The organism is Shewanella saliphila (genome assembly GCF_014648295.1).
Lineage (GTDB): Bacteria > Pseudomonadota > Gammaproteobacteria > Enterobacterales > Shewanellaceae > Shewanella > Shewanella saliphila.
Window position 1 is genome coordinate 57,738 of sequence record NZ_BMQV01000016.1, and the last position, 25,535, is coordinate 83,272.

At 42.8% G+C, this 25,535-nt stretch carries 25 protein-coding genes and 1 tRNA gene; 15 read left to right on the plus strand and 11 right to left on the minus strand.

The window, feature by feature from the left end; translation table 11 throughout:
• Window positions 1-23 precede the first annotated feature (23 nt).
• The 14 genes from leuS (at window position 24) to lipA (ending at window position 14,140) form a co-directional block, all read left to right on the plus strand.
• Window positions 24-2,615, plus strand: coding sequence for a leucine--tRNA ligase (leuS, locus tag IEY48_RS09665; protein ID WP_188919727.1), 2,592 nt, complete (start codon window positions 24-26; stop codon window positions 2,613-2,615).
• A 93-nt stretch (window positions 2,616-2,708) separates the two neighbouring features.
• Window positions 2,709-3,203: an LPS-assembly lipoprotein LptE gene (locus tag IEY48_RS09670; protein WP_188919685.1), complete on the plus strand. Its 495-nt coding sequence runs from the start codon at window positions 2,709-2,711 to the stop codon at window positions 3,201-3,203.
• A complete protein-coding gene (gene holA, locus IEY48_RS09675) occupies window positions 3,203-4,237 on the plus strand; it encodes a DNA polymerase III subunit delta (RefSeq protein ID WP_188919687.1) in 1,035 nt (344 codons plus the stop codon). Before IEY48_RS09670 ends, holA begins: the two co-directional genes overlap by 1 nt.
• 16 nt (window positions 4,238-4,253) lie before the next feature.
• Window positions 4,254-4,889 carry a nicotinate-nucleotide adenylyltransferase gene (gene nadD, locus IEY48_RS09680; protein ID WP_188919689.1) on the plus strand — a complete coding sequence of 212 codons (636 nt, stop codon included), beginning with the start codon at window positions 4,254-4,256 and terminating at the stop codon, window positions 4,887-4,889.
• Window positions 4,890-4,977: 88 nt separating this feature from the next.
• On the plus strand, window positions 4,978-5,307 hold the full coding sequence (rsfS, locus tag IEY48_RS09685) for a ribosome silencing factor (RefSeq protein ID WP_188919691.1): 330 nt from the start codon (window positions 4,978-4,980) through the stop codon (window positions 5,305-5,307).
• Window positions 5,307-5,777 carry a 23S rRNA (pseudouridine(1915)-N(3))-methyltransferase RlmH gene (rlmH, locus tag IEY48_RS09690; RefSeq protein WP_160054046.1) on the plus strand — a complete coding sequence of 157 codons (471 nt, stop codon included), beginning with the start codon at window positions 5,307-5,309 and terminating at the stop codon, window positions 5,775-5,777. The genes rsfS and rlmH overlap by 1 nt, the downstream gene beginning before the upstream one ends.
• 127 nt (window positions 5,778-5,904) lie before the next feature.
• On the plus strand, window positions 5,905-7,761 hold the full coding sequence (mrdA, locus tag IEY48_RS09695) for a penicillin-binding protein 2 (RefSeq protein ID WP_188919693.1): 1,857 nt from the start codon (window positions 5,905-5,907) through the stop codon (window positions 7,759-7,761).
• Window positions 7,743-8,864, plus strand: coding sequence for a rod shape-determining protein RodA (gene rodA, locus IEY48_RS09700; RefSeq protein WP_283106238.1), 1,122 nt, complete (start codon window positions 7,743-7,745; stop codon window positions 8,862-8,864). The genes mrdA and rodA overlap by 19 nt, the downstream gene beginning before the upstream one ends.
• A gap of 14 nt (window positions 8,865-8,878) precedes the next feature.
• Complete coding sequence (gene mltB / locus IEY48_RS09705) at window positions 8,879-9,871, plus strand: lytic murein transglycosylase B (protein ID WP_188919698.1); 993 nt, start codon at window positions 8,879-8,881, stop codon at window positions 9,869-9,871.
• 16 nt (window positions 9,872-9,887) lie between these two features.
• Entirely contained in the window at window positions 9,888-10,700 is an 813-nt protein-coding gene (locus tag IEY48_RS09710) for a septal ring lytic transglycosylase RlpA family protein (RefSeq protein WP_373293721.1), read from the plus strand.
• Between the two features lie 132 nt (window positions 10,701-10,832).
• Window positions 10,833-12,038, plus strand: coding sequence for a serine hydrolase (locus IEY48_RS09715; protein ID WP_373293722.1), 1,206 nt, complete (start codon window positions 10,833-10,835; stop codon window positions 12,036-12,038).
• Window positions 12,039-12,174: 136 nt separating this feature from the next.
• Window positions 12,175-12,441 (plus strand): DUF493 family protein YbeD, encoded by a 267-nt coding sequence (gene ybeD, locus IEY48_RS09720; RefSeq protein ID WP_188919703.1) that lies wholly within the window; start codon window positions 12,175-12,177, stop codon window positions 12,439-12,441.
• A gap of 83 nt (window positions 12,442-12,524) precedes the next feature.
• Window positions 12,525-13,175 carry a lipoyl(octanoyl) transferase LipB gene (gene lipB, locus IEY48_RS09725; protein ID WP_188919705.1) on the plus strand — a complete coding sequence of 217 codons (651 nt, stop codon included), beginning with the start codon at window positions 12,525-12,527 and terminating at the stop codon, window positions 13,173-13,175.
• Window positions 13,175-14,140 carry a lipoyl synthase gene (gene lipA / locus IEY48_RS09730; protein ID WP_188919707.1) on the plus strand — a complete coding sequence of 322 codons (966 nt, stop codon included), beginning with the start codon at window positions 13,175-13,177 and terminating at the stop codon, window positions 14,138-14,140. The genes lipB and lipA overlap by 1 nt, the downstream gene beginning before the upstream one ends.
• An 84-nt stretch (window positions 14,141-14,224) precedes the next feature.
• Here lipA and rimI read toward each other — a convergent pair whose 3' ends face one another.
• The 6 genes from rimI to arrA form a co-directional block, all read right to left on the minus strand.
• Window positions 14,225-14,680, minus strand: a complete 456-nt coding sequence (gene rimI / locus IEY48_RS09735) for a ribosomal protein S18-alanine N-acetyltransferase (RefSeq protein ID WP_188919709.1) — start codon at window positions 14,678-14,680, stop codon at window positions 14,225-14,227.
• Window positions 14,667-15,038 carry a DNA polymerase III subunit psi gene (locus IEY48_RS09740; protein ID WP_188919711.1) on the minus strand — a complete coding sequence of 124 codons (372 nt, stop codon included), beginning with the start codon at window positions 15,036-15,038 and terminating at the stop codon, window positions 14,667-14,669. Before IEY48_RS09740 ends, rimI begins: the two co-directional genes overlap by 14 nt.
• 106 nt (window positions 15,039-15,144) lie before the next feature.
• The gene (locus IEY48_RS09745) at window positions 15,145-16,143 is read right to left on the minus strand and encodes a permease (protein WP_188919713.1); all 999 of its coding nucleotides are present in this window, start codon (window positions 16,141-16,143) and stop codon (window positions 15,145-15,147) included.
• A 123-nt stretch (window positions 16,144-16,266) separates the two neighbouring features.
• Window positions 16,267-16,614: a metalloregulator ArsR/SmtB family transcription factor gene (locus IEY48_RS09750; protein WP_188919715.1), complete on the minus strand. Its 348-nt coding sequence runs from the start codon at window positions 16,612-16,614 to the stop codon at window positions 16,267-16,269.
• A gap of 308 nt (window positions 16,615-16,922) precedes the next feature.
• Window positions 16,923-17,627, minus strand: a complete 705-nt coding sequence (gene arrB, locus IEY48_RS09755) for an arsenate respiratory reductase iron-sulfur subunit ArrB (RefSeq protein ID WP_188919717.1) — start codon at window positions 17,625-17,627, stop codon at window positions 16,923-16,925.
• An 11-nt stretch (window positions 17,628-17,638) separates the two neighbouring features.
• Complete coding sequence (arrA, locus tag IEY48_RS09760) at window positions 17,639-20,203, minus strand: arsenate respiratory reductase molybdopterin-containing subunit ArrA (RefSeq protein ID WP_188919719.1); 2,565 nt, start codon at window positions 20,201-20,203, stop codon at window positions 17,639-17,641.
• A 449-nt stretch (window positions 20,204-20,652) separates the two neighbouring features.
• Between arrA and IEY48_RS09765 the strand changes: the two genes are divergently transcribed.
• Window positions 20,653-21,936, plus strand: a complete 1,284-nt coding sequence (locus IEY48_RS09765) for an arsenic transporter (protein ID WP_188919721.1) — start codon at window positions 20,653-20,655, stop codon at window positions 21,934-21,936.
• Window positions 21,937-21,998: 62 nt separating this feature from the next.
• Here IEY48_RS09765 and IEY48_RS09770 read toward each other — a convergent pair whose 3' ends face one another.
• From IEY48_RS09770 to IEY48_RS09790, 5 genes are all read right to left on the minus strand, one after another.
• Window positions 21,999-22,700 carry an aromatic aminobenezylarsenical efflux permease ArsG family transporter gene (locus IEY48_RS09770; protein WP_188919723.1) on the minus strand — a complete coding sequence of 234 codons (702 nt, stop codon included), beginning with the start codon at window positions 22,698-22,700 and terminating at the stop codon, window positions 21,999-22,001.
• Complete coding sequence (locus IEY48_RS09775; RefSeq protein ID WP_188919724.1) at window positions 22,693-23,169, minus strand: nitrophenyl compound nitroreductase subunit ArsF family protein; 477 nt, start codon at window positions 23,167-23,169, stop codon at window positions 22,693-22,695. Before IEY48_RS09775 ends, IEY48_RS09770 begins: the two co-directional genes overlap by 8 nt.
• 15 nt (window positions 23,170-23,184) lie before the next feature.
• Window positions 23,185-23,430, minus strand: coding sequence for a thioredoxin family protein (locus IEY48_RS09780; protein ID WP_160054029.1), 246 nt, complete (start codon window positions 23,428-23,430; stop codon window positions 23,185-23,187).
• 70 nt (window positions 23,431-23,500) lie between these two features.
• Complete coding sequence (locus IEY48_RS09785; protein ID WP_160054028.1) at window positions 23,501-23,809, minus strand: ArsR/SmtB family transcription factor; 309 nt, start codon at window positions 23,807-23,809, stop codon at window positions 23,501-23,503.
• A 528-nt stretch (window positions 23,810-24,337) separates the two neighbouring features.
• Window positions 24,338-24,414: transfer RNA gene (locus IEY48_RS09790), tRNA-Trp, on the minus strand.
• Between the last annotated feature and the right edge of the window lie 1,121 nt (window positions 24,415-25,535).

Consider the following 25,535-nt stretch of genomic DNA (forward strand, 5'->3'; position numbering starts at 1 on the left):
GCGGCATGGCCGGAAATAGATTGATGCAAGAGCAATATAATCCCTCAGAAATTGAAGCCTTAGTGCAAACGCACTGGCAAGAACATAAAACCTTTGAAGTCACTGAAGATGAAAGCAAAGAGAAATTCTATTGTCTTTCTATGTTCCCGTACCCTTCAGGTCGTCTTCACATGGGCCACGTCCGTAACTACACCATAGGTGATGTTGTGGCACGATATCAACGTTTGCAAGGTAAAAATGTTTTGCAACCGATTGGTTGGGACTCATTTGGTCTGCCTGCAGAAAATGCCGCGATCAATAACAAGACGTCTCCTGCGCCGTGGACATACGAAAACATCGACTACATGAAAAACCAGCTTAAATTATTAGGCTTTGGTTATGACTGGAGCCGTGAAATTGCCACTTGTACACCTGAGTATTATCGCTGGGAACAGTGGTTTTTCACTAAGTTGTATGAAAAAGGCCTAGTGTATAAAAAAACCTCATCAGTAAACTGGTGTCCAAACGACGAAACCGTACTGGCTAACGAGCAAGTACAAGACGGTTGTTGCTGGCGCTGTGACACTGAAGTCGTGCAAAAAGAAATTCCACAGTGGTTTATTAAAATTACTGACTACGCTGAAGAGCTGCTTAACGACATCGATACATTAGATGGCTGGCCTGAACAGGTTAAAGCCATGCAACGTAACTGGATTGGTCGTAGTGAAGGTATCGAAATGACCTTTGCAGTCGCTGACAGTGACGACAGCTTTGATATCTATACCACTCGTCCTGATACATTAATGGGCGTGACCTATGTTGCCATTGCAGCTGGTCACCCACTTGCAATACAAGCCGCTGAAAACAACCCGCAATTAGCTGAGTTTTTAGAAGAATGTAAAAACGCTGACACCACCGAAGCCGCCATGGCCTCTATGGAGAAAAAAGGCGTTGCAACCGGTTTCAACGCAGTTCACCCAATTTCAGGCAAACTTGTGCCAATTTGGGTCGCTAACTTTGTATTGATGAATTACGGCACGGGTGCGGTGATGTCTGTGCCTGCACATGATCAACGCGATTATGAGTTTGCCACTAAGTACAATTTAGCCATTGAAGCGGTCATTAAGCCACTTGAAGGCGAGTTAGACGTAAGCAAAGAAGCGTTCACCGACAAAGGTGTGGTGTTTAATTCTGGTGATGCTTTCCCTGAATTAGACGGCCTAGCGTTTCAAGCAGCATTTGATGCCATCGACGCGCGCTTAACCACTGAAGGTAAAGGTAAGCGTCAGGTGAATTACCGTCTACGTGATTGGGGTGTTTCTCGCCAGCGTTACTGGGGTGCACCTATCCCAATGGTCACTTTAGCTGACGGCACTGTTATCCCTACACCAGAAGATCAACTGCCAGTGATTCTGCCAGAAGATGTGGTGATGGACGGGATTCAAAGCCCAATTAAAGCCGATAAAGCGTGGGCAGAAACCACTGTCGACGGCCAACCAGCACTGCGTGAAACCGATACTTTTGACACCTTTATGGAGTCATCTTGGTACTACGCACGTTACTGTAGTCCACATGCAGATGAGATGTTAGATCCTGCTAAAGCCAACTACTGGTTACCTGTCGATCAATACATTGGTGGTATTGAACACGCCTGTATGCATTTGCTTTACTTCCGTTTTTTCCACAAGTTATTACGTGATGCCGGTTTAGTTAACAGTAATGAGCCAGCTAAACAGCTATTAACTCAAGGCATGGTATTGGCTGACGCTTACTACTACACCAATGAAAAAGGTGCCCGCGTATGGGTGTCACCTTTAGAAGTGACCGTAGAAGAAAAAGACGATAAAGGCCGTATTCTTAAAGCCGTAGACAGCAAAGGCAATGAACTGGTTTACACCGGTATGAGCAAGATGTCTAAATCAAAAAATAACGGTATCGACCCACAAGTCATGGTCGAAAAATACGGTGCTGACACCGTCCGTTTATTTATGATGTTCGCATCACCTCCAGAGCTGACTCTTGAGTGGCAAGAGTCTGGCGTTGAAGGAGCGCACCGCTTTATTAAGCGTTTCTGGAAACTGGCCAGCGACCATGTTGCAGCAGGCCCAACAGAAGCACTTGATGCCAGCAAATTAAACGCGAACCAAAAAGCGTTGCGCCGTGAACTACATAAAACGATTGCAAAAGTCAGTGATGACATCGCGCGTCGTCAAATGTTTAACACCGCCGTTGCGTCAGTAATGGAATTGATGAATCACTTATTAAAAGCACCACAAGAAAGCGCACAAGACCGTGCCTTACTTGCTGAAGCGCTTTCTGCAGTGACACGTCTTCTTTACCCAATCGTGCCGCACATTGCCTTTACCGTGTGGAAAGAGCTGGGTAACCAAAACAACATCGAAGACAGCCGCTGGCCAGAAGTTGACGAGTCTGCATTAGTTGAAGACAGTAAACTTATTGTGGTTCAAGTGAACGGTAAAGTGCGTGCAAAAATCACCGTAGCTGCCGATGCATCTAAAGAAGATGTGGAAGCACTCGGCATGAGCGATGAGCATGTACAAAAACACACTGAAGGCTTAAGCATACGTAAAGTGATTTACGTGCCAGGCAAACTGTTAAGCATTGTGGCTAATTAATCGTTAACCACAACGACAACACCCTGTGGGAGTGAGCAACTCTCACAGGTTGTAATATTAACCATGCAATATACAAGGATGCCTCCCCTCACTATGCTAGCCAAAAAAATCTGTTTAGCCATAATGACCCTGGTGCTACTGACTACTGCCGGTTGCGGTTTTAAACTGCAGCGCAGTTACTCAATTCCTGCTGAGTTAGCCGAACTGCACTTAAGCAGTAGCGACGAATACAGCGAATTAACCCGCCTTGTACGTGACCGCTTACGCATTAACCGAATTACCCTTGTTAATGCCGCTGATAAAACACCCACATTGCGCTTAATCAACGACACATTAGAACGTGCCACCTTGTCACTATACCCAACCGGTAACGTTGCAGAATACGAACTCATTTATGTAGTCCATTACTCGGTCACGCTTCCGGGAGAAGAGCCACAAGAGTTTGACACCGAAATTCGCCGAGATTATCAAGACGATCCACGGACCGCATTAGCAAAAAGTCGTGAAATGGAATTGTTGCTAAAAGAAATGCGAGTACAAGCAGCCGACTACATTATTCAAACCCTGGCATCAATTGGAGCAGAATAATGCGGGTCTACCCCGATCAGCTAAAACAACACCTTAAAAACTTACCTGATTGTTTTTTATTATTTGGTGATGATCCCTGGCTAATCGAAAACAGCAAACAACACATTCTTGCTGCCGCTAAAAAGCAGGGGTTTGAAGAACGGGTGCAACTCAGCCAAGAAACTGGCTTCAACTGGAACGAGTTAATTCAAGAGTGGCAAGCCATGAGCTTATTTGCCAGTCGACGGATTGTGGAATTAACCTTACCCCAAGGTAAGCCCGGCACTGAGGGGGCGGCAGCATTTAAAACCTTGCTACAACACCCAAACCCCGACATGCTGTTAATTGTTCAAGGTCCTAAGGCAGGCGCAGAACAAACCAACAGCAAATGGTTTAAGTCGCTTGACGCAAAAGGCATCTACCTGCCTTGCACTACCCCTGAAGGCAAACAATTTGAACGCTGGCTCGACAGCCGCATTGCTCATTACAGCCTCACGGTACATCATGATGCGAAAGCCATGTTATTTACCTTGTTTGAAGGCAACTTATTAGCCGCAGAACAAGCAATGCAAATGCTGCAACTACTCAGCCCTAAGCAAAATATTACCCCAGAGCAACTTAACCAATACTTTGAAGACCAATCGCGCTTTAGTGTATTTCAGCTGTGCGATGCCATATTGGCCAATCACCAAAAGCAGGCGCAACACATGTTGGCGCAACTGCAAGCTGAAGGCACTGCAATGCCGATTTTAATGTGGGCATTGTTTAAAGAAATTAACTTGCTGCTTACGTTAAAGCTTGCTCAACACAATGGTGAGCAGCTCAATCAGTTATGGGGGAAATACCGAATTTGGGATAAACGTAAACCGTTATTTCAAGCGGCACTGACACGTTTAGATCTCGACCACATCGAACACATGCTCGCTTTTGCCTCTAAGCTTGAACTCAATCTTAAGCAAAAAGGCATTGAAGACTGGGTCGGCATTAGCCATCTTTGCATTTTATTCGACCCGCGAGCACACAACCGTCTGGCGCATATCGAACTCACGGATTAACAATAAAGGACAACACATGCGAATTGGTATATTGGGCGGTACATTTGACCCCATTCACCTTGGCCATATCAATCCAGCATTAGACGTCAAACAGCAGCTTAATTTAGACCAGGTATGGTTAATGCCTAACCACATTCCACCACACAAAAATAGCACTATGGTCAGCAGCTATCATCGTTTAGAAATGGTCAAATTAGTCTGTCAGCAATACCCTCTGTTTGAATTGTGCGACATCGAAATCGACCGTGATACACCCTCCTACAGTGTTACCACTCTGACCTTACTCACACAGCAATACCCTGAACATGAGTTCTTTTTTATCATGGGCATGGACTCATTTATTCAATTACCATTGTGGCATCGATGGCAATCATTGTTTTCTCTGTGTCATATCGCCCTATGTCAACGCCCCGGATGGACAATGGATGCCCAAAGTGAAATGGCCAAACAATTGCTATTTCGCCATGCACAGGCCAGCGAGTTGACGTTAAAAAATCACGCTACTCATGGAAAGATATTCAGCGTTAACAGTCAGCTCGTAAATATTTCATCAACCGAAATACGTCAACAATTGGCGCAAAATGCTGATACCAGTAAAGTATTATTGTCCTCAACGCGCCAATACATCGACCAACATCAGCTCTATCGATAACGCCAACCTGATTAAATAAGCTTAATTGCGCATTCACAGCGAATTTGAGTATAATACTCCGTTAATTTTTACTAATGAGGTACTTCGAGTGCAAGGCACCGAACTAAAAGATTTCGTTATCGATAAAATCGATGATTTAAAAGCTAAAAACATTACTGTTTTAGACGTGTCTAAACAGTCAACCATCACAGACACCATGATCATCTGTACTGGTACATCAAAAACTCACGTTCGTTCAATCGGCGAACACGTCATTGTTTCTGCTAAAGATGCTGGCGTACAACCTCTAGGGGTTGAAGGTCGTGACAGCAGCGAATGGGTACTGGTCGACTTAGGCCCCGTTATTTTGCATGTTATGCAAGAACAAACTCGTGATTACTACGAGCTTGAAAAATTATGGTCTGAACACAGCGCATAATGAAGTTACAGCTTATTGCCGTTGGCACAAAAATGCCTGACTGGGTTACCCGAGGTTTCGAAGAGTATCAACGCCGTTTCCCAAGAGATATGGCTTTGGAACTTATCGAAATACCTGCGGGAAAACGCGGGAAAAATGCAGATATAGCCCGAATTCTTCACAAGGAAGGCGAGCTCATGTTAGCGGCGGTAGCCAAAGGTAACCATATTGTCAGCTTAGATTTACCCGGTAAAAACTGGACAACGCCAGACCTTGCCGAGCAAATGACAAAATGGCAGCTCGACGGCAGAGATGTCAGCTTGCTTATTGGTGGCCCAGAAGGACTCTCACCTGCTTGTAAAGAGGCGGCCAACCAAAGCTGGTGCTTATCTGCACTAACCCTACCCCATCCTTTGGTGCGGGTTATTGTGGCAGAAAGCCTCTACCGTGCATGGAGCATTAACAACAACCATCCTTATCACCGAGAATAAGCGTTGAGCATAGATAATTAGGCCAATCGATAATGATTATCATGCAACTCTTTTTTTCATATTCATCAGCTGATACAGTGATCTTTTTCAGTCAACCTTCCACTTTATAACGACGGGGATAGCATAAGTGCCGCCAAAAAAGCGCATTACCATGCATGATCACGCCGCAGAAGCAGCGTTGTTTAAACGTCGTGCTTTATTTACCTTTTTCTGCGTTTTTGCACTCCTTAGCGTGTTGTTTTATAACCTCTACAATTTACAAGTCGTATTATATAAAGACTACGAAACACGCTCTAACGACAACCGTATTCGTGTGGTACCAACCGCCCCAAGCCGTGGCCTTATATACGACCGACACGGTGTATTACTAGCCGAAAACCAACCGTATTATTCACTTGAGCTCATTCCTGAAAAAGTTTCAGACATTAACGCCACATTAGATGAACTCAATAAACTCATTGAATTAACCCCCGATGAGCGCGAAAACATCACCGAAACCCTTAAGTTTCATCGCCGCTTTAAACCTCTGACCATTAAAAATAAGTTAACCGAAGACCAAGTGGCCACATTCAGTGTTAACCAATATAAGTTCCCAGGGCTTTATGTTGAAGCCGGCTTGAAACGCCATTACCCCTTCAATGGACTGATGACACATGTTCTGGGCTATGTAGGTAAAATTAACACCCGCGACAAAGCACAACTTGAAAAAAGCCAGCAATGGAAAAACTACGCGGCCACTAAAGATATTGGTAAACAAGGCATCGAAAAATACTACGAAGGCTTACTGCATGGCATTCCTGGCCACCTTGAAGAAGAGGTCAATAACCGCGGCCGAGTCATTCGTACCCTCAAAGTGACACCACCGTTACCTGGGCAAGATATATACCTCACCCTGGATTTAAAGCTACAACAAAAAGCCATGGAATTATTAGCTGGACGCCGTGGTTCTGTTGTTGCACTTGACCCAAGAGACGGCGGTGTACTGGCAATGGTATCTAGCCCAACATACGACCCAAATCCGTTTGTGCATGGTATTAGTGGAAAAGCCTATGCTGACTTATTAAATGACAAGTCTCGTCCATTGATAAACCGCTCTACCCAAGGCCAGTATTCACCCGCATCAACCATTAAACCGCACGTTGCTTTACTTGGGTTAGAAGAGAAAATTATTAATGAACATACTCGAGTATGGGATCCAGGATACTGGCAAATGCCTGGCGTTGAGCGTAAATGGCGTGACTGGAAAAAGTGGGGCCATGGTTGGGTAGATGTTTATCACGCCATTGTCGACTCATGCGACATCTACTTTTACGATTTGGTCTATAAAGTTGGCATCGATAAAATGGCTACGTTTATGGAACCGTTTGGTTTTGGTAAAAGCACAGGCATCGATATTTTTGAAGAGTCAGATGGCGTGATGCCATCACGAGACTGGAAGCGCATGCGTTATAACCAGCCTTGGTACAATGGTGACACCATTTCAGTTGGGATCGGCCAAGGTTACTGGACCACCACACCGCTGCAACTTGCTAACGCAGCAGCCATTATGGCCAACAAAGGCAAACGTTTTACCCCGCATTTATTAAAATCATTTAAAAATAATACAGTAAAAATCGACACGCCAATTGATGAGCAACCACCAATAGAGCTTAAAAACTCACGTAATTGGGACATCATCAATGAAGCGATGCGCCAAACCGCAGACAAATCACGCTTTACCGATGCAACTTATACCGCAGCCATGAAAACCGGTACAGCACAGGTATTTAGTGTCGCCAAAGACCAAAAGTACAATGCCGATACTATCGCGGAGCACTTACGCGATAACGCATTAATTATTGCTTATGCACCTTATGAAAACCCACGCATTGTATTAGCTGTGGTATTAGAAAATGCCGGTTGGGGTGGTGCAAACGCAGGGCCATTGGCAAGAGCATTACTCGACGAGTATATTTTACGTGACGAATGGGCGGTAAAACCGTGAATAATCATCCACACCAACAGTCATTTTGGCAAAAGATACACATAGATACCCCGTTATTAAGTGGTATTTTGCTATTGATGTTATTTGGCCTTTTTGTGATTTACTCTGCCAGTGGTGAAGACCCTGCCATGATGGAGCGCCAATTAGTGCGCATGTCATTGTCGCTTGGGGTGATGTTTTGTTTTGCGCAAATTAACCCAGAAATACTCCGCCGCTGGGCACTGCCCATTTATTTAGCCGGTGTGGCATTACTCATTGGTGTTGAGTTATTTGGCACCATCAATAAAGGTGCCCAGCGCTGGTTAAATTTAGGCTTTATGGAGTTTCAGCCCTCAGAGCTCATTAAGCTTGCTTTCCCGATCACCATGGCCTGGTATATCAGTAAATTTCCGTTACCGCCTAAAAAACGCCACCTTGCTGGCGGCGTAGTGATTCTACTGATCCCAACACTACTGATTGCTAAACAGCCTGACTTAGGTACCTCTATTTTAGTGGCGGCCTCAGGGGTCTTTGTGTTGTTTCTATCGGGAATGAGTTGGTTAATTGTCGGCGGCGCCGTTGCCGCTGTACTGATGTTTTTACCGGTTTTGTGGTTTTTCTTAATGCACGACTACCAACGTACTCGGGTATTAACCTTATTTAATCCTGAGCAAGACCCGCTTGGCGCAGGCTATCATATCATTCAATCTAAAATTGGTATTGGTTCTGGAGGGATGTGGGGTAAAGGTTGGCTTAATGGCACTCAATCGCAATTAGAGTTCTTGCCAGAGCGTCACACCGACTTTATCTTTGCGGTAATAGGTGAAGAGTTTGGTTTAATTGGGAGTTTATTGCTACTGGCGATGTATTTATTTGTCATCGGCCGAGGCCTAATTATTGCTTCACAAGCGCAAACCAGCTTTGCAAGATTGTTAGCAGGCAGCATCACTCTGACATTCTTTGTATACGTTTTCGTTAATATTGGTATGGTATCAGGGATATTACCGGTAGTAGGCGTACCACTTCCGCTCATTAGTTATGGAGGTACATCCATGCTAACCCTAATGACAGGATTTGGTATTTTAATGAGCATTCAAACACATAGACGATTTGTCGATAGATAGGGATACGGTTAATCATGGCAAAAACAACATTACAAATCGCCAGCCTGACATTGCTTTGCAGCCTCTTTACTAATGCACAAGCAGCAGACAATGACCCAAAAGCATTACAAAGTGCCTTTATAACTGAGCAAGTGAGCAAAGGGGCCAACCAAGCAGAAGTTGAAGCCTTTTTAGCGGGTTCGACCTTTGATCAAAGCATTATTGACGCCATTACTAAACCGTGGGAAGCCAAGCCTTGGCACCAGTATTACCCCATTTTTCTAACCGACAAACGCTTAGAAAAAGGCTTAGCCTTCTGGAAAGAAAACCAGGCGGTTATCAGCAAAGCCGCCGAGAAATTTAACGTAGACCCACAAATTATTGTGGCCATTATTGGAATTGAAACCTTTTATGGCGGCTACATGGGCAACCATCGTGTACAAGATGCACTATACACCTTAGGCTTTTATTATCCGCCACGCGCAACGTTCTTTCGTAGCGAATACGCCAACCTAATGTCGCTGATAAAAGAAGAAAAGCTCGATAACAGCACCTTAAAAGGTTCATATGCTGGTGCGATGGGATATGGTCAATTTATTCCGTCAAGCTACCGCCACTATGCTGTGGATTTTGATGGTGACGGCAGAAGAGACTTGTTAACCAGTAAAGCAGATGCCATTGGCAGTGTTGCCAATTACTTTCATCAACATGGCTGGCAAAAAGGTCAACCGGTGGCGTTATTACTTAACCACACCTCAAATCAAGCCCCTAAGGCAAAAGTCTGGACTAAAGAAAAGCTCCACTACAAAGTGTCTGACATTCTTAGCCCAAGCCTTAGCCTAGCCAAAAACCAAGACATCGACGCGTCGCAAAAAGCGCTGTTAGTCAAATTAGACCAACCAGACACTACTGAATATTGGTTAGGCTTGAAAAACTTTTATGTCATTACCCGATATAACAGAAGTCCACTTTACGCCATGGCTGTTTACCAATTTAGTGAGCAACTTAATGCTCATTATCAGCGCTAGGTAATTCAGTATGCCAATGTCGATTCGTGCCCTTCTGCTCACCCTGCTATGTAGCATGTTGATGATTAGCTGCTCATCCAATGACGGTAGTAAAGCAGGTAAAAACTCTGCAAGCAAAAGTCGTTACCAAATGGACAATGATCGTTATCCAGATGACGCGCCTGATGTTAGCCAAGTTAAAAATGCTCAGCCCAAATACGAACCCTACAGTCGCCAAGGTAATCGCGATTACACGGTTTTAGGCAAAAACTATAAAGTACTCGACACAGGTAAAGGCTTTAAAGAACTCGGTAACGCCTCTTGGTATGGCTCAAAGTTTCATGGCCATTTAACCTCAAATGGTGAAACCTATGACATGTATGCCATGTCAGCAGCACATAAAAACTTACCCTTACCGAGTTATGTGAAAGTCACTAACCTGGACAATAACAAACAAATTATTGTTCGCGTTAACGACAGAGGACCGTTTCATCATGGTCGCGTTATCGACTTGTCTTACGCAGGCGCTTACCACCTTGGCATGCTAGCAAAAGGCACAGCAAGAGTTCAGCTTGAAACCATTTATGTGCCATCAGCAGAGCAAAGAGTCATTAGCGACTTAAAAGACAACGACAATCATTATATTCAGGTTGTCGCGTCCAAAGATAAATTGCGGGTCAACATGCTGGCAAGACAGCTTGAAAATAAATATTCAGTATCTTCACGAGTGAGTTCCTCTAATGGGATCCACAGGTTACAACTTGGTCCTGTTAAGCAAATACACTTAACCAATAAACTCTTAGATAGATTGCATGCTGAAGGCTACCCACAAAGCTTTATCGTGCCTTAAGCAAAGTACATTTACGCTCAATGAAAGAACCTTAATGCGAAATGATTGTCTACTCATGTATAATCATTAACAATTATTAAAATTACATTTTTTGTCTTTTCTTCGACTAACTAGAGACGTGCCTAATTCATGATGACTTCTAAGACCGCTCAACTCACTTCAATGCTATTTGCATCGGTAGTGTCATTCTCTTCACTTGCCGCCACACCGCAGCCTGATCGCCCAACACCTAGCCGTGCCCCAATGGTTACCCCTGATGCACCCAGTGTTGCCGCCAAAGCTTATGTGCTAATGGATTACAACTCAGGTCGAGTTATCGCAGAAGAAAACGCATACGAGAGCTTAAATCCTGCCAGTTTAACCAAAATGATGACCAGCTATGTGATTGGTTATGAAGTCCGTGAAGGTAATATCTCACTCGATGATGACGTCACCATCACCAAAAATGCCTGGTCAAAAAACTTCCCAGACTCATCTAAAATGTTTATTGAAGTAGGTAAAACGGTCAAGGTTCATGAGCTAAACCGCGGAATTATTATTCAATCTGGTAACGATGCCTGTGTGGCCATGGCTGAACACATTGCCGGTACCGAAGGCGCCTTTGTTGACTTAATGAACTCATGGGCCAAACAGTTGGGAATGCAAGACAGCTACTTTGAAAACTCGCACGGTCTTGATTCAGAAAACCATAAAACCACCGCTTATGACATGGCAATATTAGGTGCTGCGCTTATTCGCGATGTACCAGAAGAATACCGTGTATATTCAGAAAAATCGTTCACCTACAACGGCATTAAACAGTACAACCGTAATGGTCTGTTATGGGACAAAAGCTTAAACGTTGACGGCATAAAAACCGGCCATACTTCAGGTGCAGGTTATAACCTCGTGTCATCTGCAACCAGTGAAGGCATGCGTTTAATCACGGTTGTTATGGGCACCAGTAGCGAGTCTGCTCGTAAAGCTGAAAGTAAAAAGCTGCTTAACTATGGTTTCCGCTTTTTTGAAACCATTACCCCATACAAAGCAGGTGATACTTTTGTCACGCAAAACATTTGGTATGGCGACAGAGCAACCGTTGATTTAGGCGTAATGACTGATACTCCTATTACTATCAACCGTGGTAAAGCAAAAGATTTACAAGCTAACTTCGAATTAACCAAAGAGCTAACCGCACCATTGGCTAAAGGCGAAGTGGTTGGCCGTGTGTATTTTCAACTTGATGGCAAAGACATTGCCCAATTTCCACTCGTCACGTTGAACGAAGTTGAAGAAGGCAGCTGGTTTAGCAAACTCATGGATTACTTTAAGCAAATGTTTGCTAGCTGGTTCGAATAAACTGATTTGTAAATTACCGTCGAATCAATCAATTAAAGCCGCATTTGTGCGGCTTTAATTTTTTCAGCCCTATGAGGCTTGAATCGGGTATAATCGCCACCATATTTAAGTCATAGCCAACCCAATTGAGTAGCCAATGTTAGATACAACTTTTGACCAAGTAATGGAATTTCCAAATTCATGCCCATTCAAAGTGATTGGTGATGCCGATGACACACTTGCTGATCGCGTTGTAGCAGTAGCACAACAACTTGCCCCTGGTGATTATGTACCTACGGTAAAAGCATCAAGCAAAGGCAGTTACTATTCGGTGACCATTCGTATTACGGTGACCAGCAAAGAACACATTGAAAAAGCGTATACCGATCTTGCCGCCATTGACGGTGTTAAACGCGTTCTGTAACTCAAAAGAGTCAGCATTCGCGTAAAACTTGAGTATAATACTCAAGAATAAATCACACCATTTACCTAGGGGAGACGTTGCCCTTGCAAGCAAATACACTGCATATTCGCCACCTAGGCATGCAAGACTACGAGTCTATTTGGCATGCCATGCAGGAATATACTGACACCCGTGACAGCAACAGCCAAGATGAGCTGTGGATAGTTGAGCACTCGCCAGTATTTACCCAAGGCCAAGCAGGTAAAAGTGAGCATGTATTAAACCCTGGCGACATCCCCGTTATTCAGGTAGATCGTGGCGGCCAAGTCACCTATCACGGCCCAGGCCAATTAGTGGTATATCCACTTATCGATATAAAACGTAATAAAATCGGCGTACGTCAATTGGTCAACCACATTGAGCAATGTATTGTCGATATGCTAGCTCAATACGATATCGAGGCTTATGCCAAAGCCGATGCACCTGGCGTGTATGTAAACGAAAGAAAAGTCGCTTCTTTAGGACTGCGTATTCGTAAAGGTTGTTCATTCCATGGTTTAGCACTGAATGTCGACATGGATTTAGCCCCGTTTCAACGCATTAACCCATGTGGTTATGCTGGTTTAGAAATGGTGCAATGCAAAGCCTTAGGTGGACCGCAAACCGTGCTAGAAGCCGGTGATAAATTAATCCAAACCTTTAGCCAAATTATGGGCTATCAACAACTTGTACATCATCAAGGATTAGCAGAATAATGAATAGGCCTGAAAGATTACAACCAGGTGTTAAATTGCGTGATGCTGAAAAAGTCGCGCGAATTCCTGTCAAAGTGGTGCCATCTGAGCGCGAAACCATGCTACGTAAACCTGATTGGCTACGCGTAAAATTACCGGCATCAAATCAGCGTATTCTGGATATTAAATCAGCCTTGCGCAAAAACGGCTTACACTCTGTATGTGAAGAGGCATCATGCCCTAACCTGGCAGAATGTTTTAATCACGGCACAGCAACCTTTATGATTTTAGGTGCTATTTGTACTCGTCGTTGCCCATTTTGCGACGTTGCCCACGGCCGTCCATTAAAGCCTGATGCACAAGAGCCAGTAAAATTAGCTGAAACCATTAGAGATATGAAGCTTAAATACGTGGTTATCACCTCGGTAGACCGTGATGATCTACGTGATGGTGGTGCACAACATTTTGCTGATTGTATTCGCGAAATACGCTTACTAAACCCAGAAATCAAAATCGAAATTCTGGTACCAGATTTCCGTGGTCGTATTGATGCTGCACTCGATATTTTAGCGACTGAGCCACCTGATGTATTTAACCATAACCTAGAGACAGCGCCTGCGCATTACCGTAAAGCCCGTCCTGGTGCTAACTATCAGTGGTCGTTAGACTTGCTAAAACGTTTTAAAGAGCGTCACCCGAATGTACCGACTAAGTCGGGCTTAATGATGGGTCTAGGCGAAACCAACGAAGAGATTGCTCAAGTATTACGTGACTTACGCGCGCACAACGTAGAAATGCTCACATTAGGCCAATACTTACAACCGTCTAAATTCCACTTGCCAGTTGAGCGTTACGTGCCACCAGCTGAGTTTGATGAATTAAAAGCCCTAGCTGATGACATTGGCTTTACTCATGCAGCTTGTGGACCTATGGTTCGTTCAAGCTATCATGCAGACTTGCAAGCTCAAGGTAAAGAAGTTAAATAACCTTTTCCGTAATTGACCAATAAAAAACAGCGCTCAAGCGCTGTTTTTTATGTCTGCAATATCGAAGTAAGGGGCCTATAAAGCTTATAAGGGCTTATCCATCAAAATGGCATCTTCATTACCATTGCTAGTTTGATAATAATTTTTGCGTCTACCTGATTCACTAAACCCCACTTTCTCGTACAACCCTTTGGCGGAAGTATTTGACTCACGCACCTCTAGCATCATCACAACGGCCTGGGCTTGTTTTGCTTCGCTCAACAGGTGTCGAATAAGTAATAACCCTAAACCTTGGCCTTGATAGGCGGGCGCCACACAAATATCAAGCAATGTCGCTTCATCAATAATCTGCTGCACAATCGCAAAGCCTAGTAACTCGCCCTGCTGCATAATGCCAATAGTACGATACAAAGGCCCAAAGCAATCGGCGATAACGGCTTCGGTCCAGGGATGGGTGTGTGCTTGGTTTTCAATAGTGGTCATCGCGGCCACATCATCAATACTCAGATGAATCACACCATAGGCTTCAGTGTTGTGCATTATGGCCGCCATCTGTCGAGTATTGCTTATCAAGATGCTGGCTAATTTGTTGCCAAAGTTGACGCTTCTCTTGCGGGTTTACAGTTAAGTCGCTTAACGGCGCACTGACTATCCAGGCCACTCTCGGCCTGACTTTAACTTTACGCATATCCCAAACAACTTGAGGGCCTTTCACCATTTCGCAATCAAATTCACAATCTTCTATTTTCACACTTAATAACCGCAACACATCTGCAATTAATGTCTCATCAGAGAGATCGGCGTCAAGATCGTGCAACACAAGGTAGGGTTTTATCGGTTTATCAGCACTGCGCCAACGAGTAATATTCATTGCATCTAAAAAAGCAGATTGGTCCATTAGGCTCTCATTGCTAACAATTAATTCACTCCTAAGCATAACAGCTAAGCGCGAAGGTAAAAAGAGAGCTATCACACGCTATTACCCTGCGCTACATTATTAGCCGTTATAACATTGGGCTAATGATATTAAATATCCACCCAATAAAGGTAAATGAAATCAGCAAAATACTAAATACAATCATCAGCAAGCGCCATTGCATTACTTGTTTCAGTAAAATGAATTCAGGGAAACTTGCAGCAACCGTGGCCATACAAAATGCCAATGTGGTACCAATGGGCAAGCCATTGATGATAAGGCTTTCCATGATAGGGATAACCCCCGTTGCATTTGAATACAACGGAATACCAACCAAAACAGCAACGGGCACAGACCACCATTGGCCATTACCTAAGTGAGCTTCAATCCAGCCGTCGGGAACAAAACCATGTAATGCCGCGCCTAACCCAACCCCAATAATGACCCACTTCCATACTCTACCGAATATTTCTAGCATCTCATCTTTAGCAAATTGATGTCGCTCAGCTAATGTCAGCGAGGTAGATGGGGCTTCATTAGGCTGATTATCATTCGTTTTTGCTTGGCCCCTCTCTAACGCTTTAGCCGCGAAAGATTGCAGCCAACGTTCTGCGTGAATGGCATCTAAAAATGCCCCAGCCAATATGCCAACCGACATACCAACAGCGACATAAATAACAGTAAACTTCCATCCCAATAGGCTAATTAGCAACAAAATAGCCACTTCGTTGATCAGCGGTGAAGTAATCAAAAAAGCCATGGTGATGCCAACGGGGATCCCGGCGGAGGTAAAGCCTAAAAAGACAGGGATACTCGAACAAGAACAGAAAGGAGTGACAGAACCAAAAACCGATCCCATAAAATAACCGACAAAGCGATTTTTACCGGCTAAATAATCTCTCACTCTTTCAACATTCAGTGAGGCTCTAATCAGTGCGATGACGTAAATCATCAATATCAGTAACGCAAAAATCTTAGTGGTATCTTCAATAAAGAAATGCACCGCATCTGCAAGTTTGGTACTTGGGTCTAAATTAAAGACTGTAAAAGTTAACCACGTTGCCAAATCAGAAAAAATTTGCAACATAATGAAACCGCCTTAAAGCATACTGTTATCACAACACTTATGCATTGAAGTTACTAGGTAGAAGTATTATCACCTATATATATGGAATTTCATATATTCTAGATCAAATTTTATAAAATTTGTTTAACAACAGTTTTTTACTCTTTCAGGACGGCCGCCCATTTGGCGTAATTTAACGGTATTCTGATCTAAAAACTCACTATTCTGGCTTGTTACTTCGTTAAAAATGGCTTTAGCCCATTGTGGTAAATCAGCATTAATACGATAAAAAATCCATTGTCCCTGACGGCGATCGACCAATATGCCACATTTGCGTAACTGAGCTAAATGTCGCGATATTTTAGGTTGAATCTCTTGCAAGGCTTCTGTCAATTCACACACACACAGCTCACCTTCTTGTTGGATCAACATTAAGCAGCGCAAGCGAGTTTCATCAGCTAAACATTTAAAAAATTGAATTGGAGTAATCATTAAGAACCTTAAACTGAATGAATAAAACGTGTGATCTTATCGCACCTGACTAAATTTGCTGCTCAGATTGCGAATATCACTGACAATAAGGTTATCAGGAAGCTTAAACCAACAACACCATTACATTAACGTTTAATGGTAAGGGATCACAAAATTGACACCTGAACCTCTCTATTTGCCGCTATCTGCGTTAGAGAACTGTGTGTAAATTATCCATTTAAGCCATAACAATATTCGATATCGTTGTTCAGAAACGCAAAAAGCCACAGAGAGTATCTGTGGCTTTGTTTCAATTTCACGAATACAAATTAATAGGCTGTTTTAACCCCAAAACTACGGATATAAAATACCCGAGGGCCAGTGCCAGCTTCTGGCTTTAATTGCATCGGTTTATGCAACTTAATTAACTGCGACACCTTACTTTGTGGATCGTCCAAATCGCCAATCACTCGAGCTTCAGACGGACAAGCATCGACGCAAGCAGGGTTCAACCCTTGGTCAAGACGATGGTCACAGAAGGTACACTTTTCTGTGGTCCGTTTTGGCCTTGTTACTGGATAAGTATCTCCGCGCTCAGGGTTTTCGTTAGGCGATGCATTGGCGCCGCTGCGTTTTAACAATAATAGTGGTGAGGCTGTACCATGCGCAACCACCTCAGAGTCATCTTGCCAGCGACGATGAGGGGTGCTCGAATTAAAGCTAATCACACCATATGGACATGCACGCATACATTTTTTACAGCCAATGCATTCATCATTATTTTGCAATGTTAGGCCACGTTCATCTTTATACATTGCGCCAGTTGGACACACATTAACACAAGCGGCATCATCGCAATGATTACACAAGGTTGGAATATAAGTATATTTTACGTCAGGAAATATCCCTTCAGTCGTCGCAATATGATGCGACCAATGAATACCATCGCTCGTGTTGTTTTCTGATTTACAGGCTAAACTGCAGCCACCGCATCCTACACATTTTTGTAGGTCAACTACCATTCCTAATCTCATAATGGATTACCTCATACTTTCTCAACACGAACACGGATATGACCATAAAATGCCGACGCACCACTTAACCGGTCATATTTATCAGCAATAAGATCATTATTTGAACCACCTCTGGCGGTGACACCAAACTCAGTACTGGCATAACGGCCGTAAGCCCAATGGCCTTGTCCAAAGCATTTTGCAATCGTACCAGGACGCACGCCTTCCCATAATTTGGCTTTACAGGTAAGCGAGCCAACAGGGCTTGAGATCCGAATATCATCGCCGTCTTTGAGCCCCAATGCTTTACCATCAATGGGATTAAATTTAGCGACATCTTGATTGGCTACATCACCAGGGTCGACATCTTTAAACTCGTAAACCCATGGGCTATTTGCTGAACGGCCTTCTTTATTCAGACGAGATTTTTGGTCCACTAGTAATAATGGGAATTGCGCTTCATCACCAACGCGGTAAGGTTGCTCATAATGGGGGACAAAGGCTAACTGACCACGAGCCTGGTATTCACAGACCTCCATGACCTCATCAATACTTACTTTGTGTTTATCGGCGTGGCCTTGTAAGGCTTTTTCTAATGTTTTACTGTAAAACTCAAATTTGTGAGTTTCAGTTTTAAATTTGCCCCAACGAGATTCGAGTTTGTAATCACTGCTATTCCAGACGCCTTTTTCGACAAAGTCATCCCAAGAAGCCAGTTTGTCGCCATATTTAGATGCATCTTCATGCCATAAAGGAGAGGTGATATATCGAACCATGACTTTAGCGAAATCGACTTCATTGTCTGCCGGTTTACCGGTTTCAGGATCGACAATTTGTTCGTTAATATAACGCCATGGCGCATCAAAACCTTTTTCTGCCATTTTTTTAGCCAGCATATACGGGATTTCTGACTCATCAATACGCGTATCCCATAGGCGCTTAATTGATGGTTGTTGTACTGAAACCTGATGAACACCATTACCGATAGAATCTAACACGCCCCACTTTTCAAACATGTGGTGACTCGATGGTAATAGTACGTCAGCAAACCAACTAAACTCAGAAATGTTAGTGGTAATGTGTGCCATAAAGTCAACTTTGCTTAACGCTTCATCCCAACGCTGACCTTCTGGATTGGAGAAATTGAAATTATTAAAGTACGCCAATATGACTTTAATATCATATGGGTCGGCATTAAAAATACCATTGGCCACGTTTGCAGTCACCACTCCACCACCAGACTTTCCTTTCTTTAATGCTGGAAATTCAAGTCGGCCGCTGTGGTCTATTTTTGAATACTTAACCCCTTTATTAGCGATGTCATCCATGTAAGCATGTTCGTCTGGATATTCTTTTAACAAAGGTATTTTGTTGCCCGGAAATAACCCACCTTTACTATCAATCGCACCAAACAAACCATTTAATGCATGGCAAGCTAGAGAGGTATAGGTTCCGCGCACTTGCATGACGGCACCACGAGCAGTCCAAACTTGTACAGCTGGCGCGGCGGCTCCCATATCTTTAGCAATAGCAATAATGGTTTTGGGGTCGATACCAGTAATCTTTGACGCCCATTCAGGCGTGTAATCTTTAAGTGCCTCGTTCCACCAAGCAACTAAACCATAGGTGTGAGTTTCTTTAAAACTCTCATCTTTAACATGTTGGCCTGCTTTAAACTGATTATTACCGTCTACAAAATCACCAACAAAAGGCTTGTGCCATAACCCTTCTACCAAGGCTACGTGTGCAATAGCCAAAGCCAATACACTATCTTGGCCTGGCTCTATTGGTATCCATTTATGTGCTTTCGCTGCAGAAGCTGAAAATCTTGGGTCAACGACAACCACTTTTGTATGATCAAGTGCATCGCCCCATGTTTGTGAGTAATAAGACACCTGGCGATTACTTGCTATAGGATCTGCGCCAAATGACAAAATAAATTTAGCATTCTTAATATCGTATTGGTTGTACCCCCAGTTTCCGTCTAAATAATATGGCCCCATTTTATGTGCTTCGGCGCATACCGCACTGTGAGAGATACTATTAGGTGAACCAATTAAATGGGTCATTTTTTTATAAAGCAAATCATTGATATGTGAATAACGACCACGAAGGAGTGCATATTTGTGTGACTCATCAGCTTCACGCAACGCAATAATTTTATCGGCCAACATATCGAGCGCTTTATCCCACGAGATCGGCACAAACTTAGGGTCTTGATCACGACCTTTTTTAAGATTGGTTCGCATCATTGGCGTACGCAATCTATCAGGGTCATAAACCTGCTGTAGACTCAAGTGTTGTCGAGGACAACTCGACATGCCATGTACTCCAGAATTTGGGTTACCACGCACTTTTACCGCTCGACCATCCATGACATAGATTTGTTTTGCACACCATGAAGTACAGCCTTGGCAGGTAGTGGCTACCCACTCTCCGGTACCTGTTCGTAGCAACGGTGCTGGTAATTCCGCAGCAATGCCCTCAACAATGGGGGTAAACGATAACGTTCCACCAAGACCTGTTAATGCGGTAGTTGCCGCTGTTGATTTAAGCAGCTGACGCCGACTAATATTGACTTTATTTTTCTCACTCATTATCCACACCCCTTATAAGGGTATGGAAAATAATATATACATTTTTAGTTATATATCTGCGATTAAGATCAACAAACTGCTTTTAATGACCTTTGTTGTAAAATATTTGTGAACGATGGCGACGAATAGAACCAAAATGTAATGCCAAGCAACAAATTGTTATTTAAGCATTTTCTAATTTTTGAATCACCTTATTAATACTCAAGATGATTGACTCTGTTGATATCAAGCGTATAGTACATATGGATTTTCATATGTGTTGTGCTCAACTGAAATCTGGAAAGTTTGAGACTCTCAAATCAAAGTAGTGATTTGATGACTTCGCTAAACGCTGCGAGTAAAAGTACACAGTAACAAGCGCATTGGTGTAACAAGTTTGAACCAATGATTAAAATAGCCAGAGATTTTATGATTTACGGTAGATAATAACTACCATTTTAGGAGGTTATATGTGGTTGGCCGGAGCAATTTTTGTTCTTACCATAGTGTTAGTAATTTGGCAGCCTAAGGGTTTAGGCATTGGCTGGAGTGCCTCTTTAGGGGCAATACTTGCCTTACTGTTAGGTGTAGTGCATTTAGGCGATATCCCCGTTGTATGGGATATTGTTTGGAATGCAACAGCAACATTTATTGCAGTTATTATTATCAGTTTATTATTAGATGAGTCAGGTTTTTTCGAATGGGCAGCGCTTCATGTTGCACGTTGGGGCAACGGCCGTGGACGGTTATTATTTAGTTATATTGTGTTATTAGGTGCCAGTGTCGCCGCATTGTTTGCCAATGATGGTGCCGCGCTCATCTTAACCCCTATCGTCATCGCAATGTTATTAGCATTAGGCTTTAGCAAAGGGGCAACGTTAGCCTTTGTCATGGCAGCTGGCTTTATTGCAGACACCGCAAGTCTGCCTTTAATTGTTTCTAATCTGGTTAATATCGTGTCAGCTGACTTTTTTGATATTGGGTTTAATCAGTATGCCGCTGTTATGGTTCCTGTTGATATAGCAGCCATTATTGCCACCTTAATCATGTTGCATTGGTTTTTCCGCAAAGATATTCCGGTTACTTATGACGTACAAAAGTTGCGCCAACCCAAAGAGGCGATTAAAGATACACAAACTTTTAAAACCGGTTGGGGTGTATTAGCACTGCTCTTGGTTGGTTTTTTTGGCTTAGAACCACTTGGAGTGCCTGTCAGTTTAGTGGCAGCGGTTGGGGCATTAATTTTATTTGTTGTGGCTAAAAAGGGCCACACCATTGATACCACCAAAGTAATAAAAGGAGCCCCATGGCAAATTGTGGTGTTTTCCCTTGGCATGTATTTAGTGGTTTATGGTCTACGAAATGCCGGTTTAACCGATTACTTGTCGAGTATATTAAATAGTTTTGCTCAGCAAGGGCTTTGGGTTGCAACCATGGGCACAGGCTTTTTAGTCGCGTTTTTATCATCCATCATGAATAACATGCCAACGGTACTGGTTGGCGCCTTGTCTATTGATGGTAGCGATGCCACTGGCGTGATTAAAGAAGCAATGATTTACGCTAATATCATCGGCAGCGATTTAGGTCCTAAGATCACCCCAATCGGTAGCTTAGCCACCTTGTTATGGCTGCATGTTTTGGCTCAAAAAGACATTAAAATTACTTGGGGATACTATTTCAAAGTCGGAATAGTAATGACCTTACCCGTGTTATTTGTCACGCTCGCGGCACTTGCACTGCGGTTATCGTTCTAACGGTTACAGAAAGCACTAAAACTCACTTTTAGTGCTTTCTAGCTCACTGGTTATAAACCCTATTACATCATCAAAATAGGGGCAAATATATTGCTCCAAACGTAGTAAACACCAATCGCAATAAATACCCCACCGGTGATCTTTCTAGCCCAATGTTCAAATGTCATTAAATGGTTATAGGCACTCGCCACTTTATTTGCGCTAATCCCTAACAGGATCGCAAACAACAATACGGGTAAACCGGTAGCAATGCCATAAATAGCCGGAAGCGCAATACTAGACTGAGACTCCAATGCTAGAGGCAATAGTGAACCAAAAAACAATGCCGCTGATGTTGGGCAAAATGACAAGGCAAACAACACCCCGAGTAAAAGTGCCCCAACGTAACCTTGTGGGTTAATTTTGGCTTTTAGGGTTTCAATTAAATCTCCCTTGCCCGGCAAACGTAATGTCAGTAACTCCAGTAAAAACATCCCCACCAGGATTAAAATCGGCCCCAGTAACAGGTTCATGTATTTTTGCAATACAACCGACAACGACACCGCCGACAGTAAACTGCCAACCAATATCACGCCCAAAGCCAAGTAACTAAGCATGCGCCCTAAAGTATAAGCCAGCCCAGTAAAAATCACTTTAGATGGCGATTGAACACCTTTACTGATATAAGAAATCGCCGCTACATTTGTCGCTAATGGGCACGGACTAATGGATGTTAAGATGCCGAACCAAAATGCCGACATCAACATGATTGACCATTCATCCATGAGAATGCTTCATCATTGAGCCAATCTCTTCCGCCAAATATCCTTGATAGGCAGCTTCATCATTAGCAAGTTCCCATATCCTATCTAAACGGCGCCAATCTGTTTCAACACCCTCTTTAGCGTTAGCTATCACAACCGTTCTAAAGATTAATTGGTAATCATCAATAAAGTGTTGGTTTTCGTTTAAGTCTACGTTGACGATGTTTAATTGAACTTGACCATCGTTGACTTGTTGCGAAAAGTATTGGTTCAAGGTGTCTTTAGTAAACCCCTCCATCCTCACGCATGTAGTGCAGCGCTGATTACCATGAAAGTAATAAACATTAATACCGTCTTTGAGTTGTTGCTTCACATTGACAGAGTCATTGCCGTTATCCGCTGATGCAGTAAATTGCTGGTAGCCAACTAAAGCAACGCCGAGACAAACAACGCTCAATAACAAAAACCTAACGATGGTTTTAGCATTCATAGAACCTCCGTCTAATTAGAATTTTGCATAAGGTTTGAGCAATGCAACAATCTCTTCAACGCTAGCTAAACGGCCACTCATCACAACCTGCTCATCAACCACTAAAGCCGGCGTCGACATCACGCCATAATCCATAATTTGGGCAATATCTGTTACTTTTGAGATCTGAAAATCAAGGTTATGCACTTTTGCCGCTTCGGCAGCTGCTTCTGCAAGCTTTTGACACTTAGTACACCCTGTGCCGAGTATTTTAATTTCCATAATAGTTCTCTGATTAATGATGTTACATTTAATTGGTCATTTTACCTTTTGACCAAATGTAAGATAAAAATTAATCCATTAATGTGATCTGTTGCTGAATTTGGTTATTCAACACAACATCAATGCAATCTAACGAACTCAGCAAGCATGGCATTTTTAATGAGTAAAAAATTTGTTTGCCGCGCTTATCCATATTCACCACACCTGCATGACGTAATACCGCCAAATGCTTAGAGATTGTTGAGAAATCAACGTTAACCTCTTCAACAAATTCACAGACACATTTTTCACCATCGGCCAGTTGTTCAACTATCCATAAGCGAGTTGGATGGCCAAGCGCCTTAAAAATGTTTGCTTTTACTTTTGTTCTTTCTTTCATAGACCCAACTTTCAATAGAAACACACGTCGAAATATTCAATAAACAACAGTCTCATCAAAGCACAGTACCATGATAATTTTTTCGACAGTTACCTCACTATAATGATTACAGCCCTGAGTTAATACAGACAATTTGACTTAATCGATACGGCGAGCATGACTTCATCAATATGGTACTGCATATACTGACGATAAATCATAAGTAAGTCGTACCTAATTGCTCATGTTAAATGACTAATGAAACTGGCTAAGAGAAATCAATCACAACATAGAAAATTAATACTTACCAAAGTTAATGGTAATGCCAAAGACACAGACAAAAGATGATCAAGGAAAACTAGCACGAGTCCAAAAAGTCATATTCTGCCGAATGATTCCCGAAGGCAAATGACAACAGACACGAATGATTTACTCTATTTGTATATGAAGTTAACGAGCAAGAGGTTAACAAGGTAATAAGTAGATAGGACGTTGAAATTAAATTTAGAAAAGACAAAGGCCTAGCATTTTTGCTAGGCCTTCTAAATTTGGCAGGGGTGGCAGGACTCGAACCCGCAACCATCGGTTTTGGAGACCGCTGTTCTACCAATTGGAACTACACCCCTGTTGACGAGGGGCATTATGCTAAAACCCCTTCCAAAGGTAAAGTACTTTTTTGAAATATCAGTTCAATTGCAGTTTTTTCAGGCAGACTAGCGTCTTTATTGAAGCAGAAAAAGTAATATTGAAATATAACTAGCAATATTGCCAATACTTTGAGTAATCATACCACTCCGCGTTAATAAGTTTTGACTCAGCGAGTGCTTAAAAGACTTAACCAAGGCCATGACTGAATAAATAGTGATCTTTTTAGAAGTCTTGCAACGCTGTGCAAGCCCTTATAAAGCTCGCCTGAATGAAGAGACAATGCCCGCTGCCTTTTTGCTGCATTATCGCTATTTGAAAAGGAATAACCATGATTACATTGCGACGCCTTAATCAAAACCGTCAGACGCATTATGAGTGGTCACTTATCAATGCAGATTGGCATCACTCAGCGTCTTATAACTGTAAGACAGAAAACCTTAGCATCACAAGTTTCATTGTTAAATCACATTGTTTAACCTCATATTAATCATAAATACTGTTGAGTACGTTGATCCATATTTCATGACCTGATCCACAATATTATATTAAGGGGGAGTTTATTCCATATCAGTGTAATGATTCATTAAGCAACAATATTAAGCCCGAATAGCTTCATGGCGTTATCAAGCAGACAGTATACAGTAGTGTTTAGCCAGGCAGGTTGGCACACTAATTACATAGCAGGGAATTTGAAAAATCGACCAATAGTGACGCGTTACCCAGTTCAAGTGAATTGAACCCAATCGAACACGTATGGCGTTGGTTGAGGCGACATAAGTGAGCTAATCGATGCTTTGAGGGTTACGAGGCGATAATCGGCGCCAGTATTGAAGCATGAATATATTCATAGAAGATAAGAATCGCGTGAATCATTGCTATAGCCGCCACACAACTATCATACTCATTCCTGATGCATAAACTCAAATTCCAGTCGTGATAAGCCCATTGCATTAGGAACTGGCGTTCATACTTATTATACCAATCCGCATTGAATTGTGATCTAATGTGCTCATCATTTCTAAATCATTTTATTCTTTGAAAAACTACACAGCTTTTGAACTCGTTAAATTATCAAAGTCAGAAAAAGATGCTCGTATGC